Source organism: Trichococcus sp. (assembly GCF_049589555.1).
Taxonomy (GTDB): domain Bacteria; phylum Bacillota; class Bacilli; order Lactobacillales; family Aerococcaceae; genus Trichococcus.
Genome location: NZ_JBAWAZ010000328.1, coordinates 1 through 2568, shown reverse-complemented (window position 1 = coordinate 2568; position 2568 = coordinate 1). Strand labels below are relative to the sequence as shown.

Genomic DNA, 2568 nt, shown 5'->3' with positions numbered 1-2568 from the left:
GTCTGAACCAGGTTCGGCTCCAACGCATCTTTCATCAGCAAGGTCAATGCGCCTTCCACTTTCAAATCTCTGACAGTGACGGGTACGCGGTCAAACGTATAACCGATGACAATGTTCCCAATCCGGTTCTTCAGATCCGTCAGTGAAGTCGATAAGCAAAGGATCGCCATGATTTCGCTCGCTACAGTAATATCGAAGCCGTCTTGTCGGGGAACGCCTTGGATCGGTCCACCCAGCCCGATGACAATGTTGCGCAAAGCACGGTCGTTGATATCCAATACGCGCTTCCAAGTGATCCGGCGTTGATCGATGTTCAAGGCATTGCCTTGTTGGATATGGTTATCGATCAAGGCTGATAACGTATTGTTCGTCGCCGTGATGGCATGCATGTCGCCAGTGAAATGCAGATTGATGTCCTGCATCGGCTGCACTTGCGCATAACCGCCGCCTGCCGCTCCGCCTTTAACGCCCATCGTTGGCCCTAAAGAAGGTTCGCGCATCGCGATCATCGCTTTCTTGCCGATGCGTGTCAGGGCATCGCCCAAGCCGACTGTGACGGTCGATTTGCCTTCTCCAGCCGGGGTAGGATTGATGGCAGTGACAAGGATCAACTTGCCGTCTGCCTCTTCATTCAAGGAATTGATTTTCTTGATGTCCACTTTTGCCTTGTATTTTCCGTACAGTTTCAGATCATCTTCTGTCAGGGAAAGGGTTGCCGCTACTTCTTTGATCGGAAGCATCTCATTTGCTTGAGCTATCTCGATATCCGTCTTCAAAACCATCACTCCAAATTCTTCATGTTTACATACATTTTAGCACACAGACCAGTAGAAAGAACGTGTTTTATGGCCATTTGCTTGATAAAACTGCTTACATTTACCACAAATAAAAAAATCCAGAAAGGAATTCAAAATGAAATCCCTTTCTGGATTGGAGCTTATTGACGGATCAGGTGATCGAATGCGCCCAAAGCGGCAGTCGCTCCGGCACCCATCGAGATGATGATTTGTTTGTAAGCACTGTTTGTGCAATCTCCGGCAGCGAATACGCCTTCCAGATTGGTTGAACCGTGGTTGTCGACGATGACTTCGCCGCGTTCGTTCAAGGCAACGCCGGAATCCTTCAACCAAGCCGTGTTCGGGACCAAACCGATCTGAACGAAGACACCTTCGAGTGCGATGGTGTGCTCCTCATTCGTAGCGCGGTCCACGTAGGAAATGGCTTCCACTTGATCGGTACCGGTGATTGCTTTCGTCGCCACATTCGTAATGACAGTGACGTTCTTCAAAGCATGGACACGGTCCTGCAGCACTTGATCAGCTTTCAATTCCGGCAAGAACTCGAGCACGTATACGTGTTTCGCCAAACCCGCAAGATCGATCGCCGCTTCTATGCCGGAATTCCCGCCGCCGATGACAGCGACGTCTTTGCCTGCAAACAACGGACCATCGCAATGCGGACAGTTGGTGACGCCTTTCGTGCGGAACTCTTCCTCACCGGGCACGTTGACATTGCGCCAATGCGCGCCGACTGTAAGAATAGCTGTCTTGGCTTTTAGCACTGCACCGTTTTCCAGTTCGACTTCGATCAGGTCATTTTTACGGATACTTTTAGCGCGTTGGCCTTTCATGATGTCGACCTTGTACTGATTCACATGTGCTTCCACTTGCGCCATCAGTTTCGGACCTTCTGTGTAAGGCGTCCCGATCATGTTTTCGATGCCGACAGTGTCCATCACTTGTCCGCCGTAGGTCTCGACGACCATGCCGGTGTTGATGCCTTTACGGGCAGCGTAGATGGCCGCACTGTTGCCTGCGGGTCCTCCGCCTATAACCAGAACGTCGAAGATCTCCTTATCGGCGAACTCATCCGCACTTGTCGGACCGGCGGCTTTATCGATCAATTGCTCGATCGTCATGCGGCCGCTGGCAAACTCTTCCCCATTAAGGAAAACAGTCGGAACAGCCATTATTTTCTTCGCTTCGATTTCATCCTTGAACATACCGCCCTCGATCATAACGTGCGAGATTTTTGGGTTCAGCACGGACATGATGTTCAATGCTTGGACAACATCCGGGCAGTTATGGCATGTTAAGCTGACATAGGTTTCAAAATGGAGCTCTTTGTCGATCGCTTTGATGCGCTTGATGATGCTGTCATCCACTTTAGGCGCTCTTCCGCCTACCTGCAGCAAAGCCAGGATAAATGAAGTGAACTCATGACCCAACGGAAGACCGGCGAATGTGATACCGCTTTCCGTTTCCGGACGTGTGATCGTAAAACTGGGCGTACGGGTCAAGGTTGCGTTTTCGAAAGTAATCTTCTCCGACATACCGGCGATTTCCTGCAAAAACTCGCTGACTTTCGCGGAATTTTCATCCTCGCCCAGACTGGCTTTGAAAACAACATCCGATTCCAACAGTTCCAGATATTGGCCGAGTTGCCCTTTGATTTCTGTATCTAATGCCATGGGAAGCCTCCTTAAATTTTACCTACCAAGTCCAAGCTAGGTTTCAATGTTTCCGCGCCTTCTTTCCATTTCGCAGGGCAAACTTCGCCTGGATGGGT

2 protein-coding genes and 1 pseudogene are annotated in these 2568 nt (G+C 50.3%); all 3 read right to left on the bottom strand.

What is annotated here, in order from left to right; translation table 11 throughout:
- The coding region (locus WBV27_RS11460; RefSeq protein WP_424202180.1) for a formate--tetrahydrofolate ligase at positions 1–776 on the bottom strand (776 nt) is incomplete at its 3' end.
- A gap of 161 nt (positions 777–937) precedes the next feature.
- Positions 938–2470 carry an alkyl hydroperoxide reductase subunit F gene (gene ahpF / locus WBV27_RS11455; protein WP_424202178.1) on the bottom strand — a complete coding sequence of 511 codons (1533 nt, stop codon included), beginning with the start codon at positions 2468–2470 and terminating at the stop codon, positions 938–940.
- Between the two features lie 11 nt (positions 2471–2481).
- Positions 2482–2568: pseudogene (locus tag WBV27_RS11450) on the bottom strand (peroxiredoxin); the annotation flags it as partial.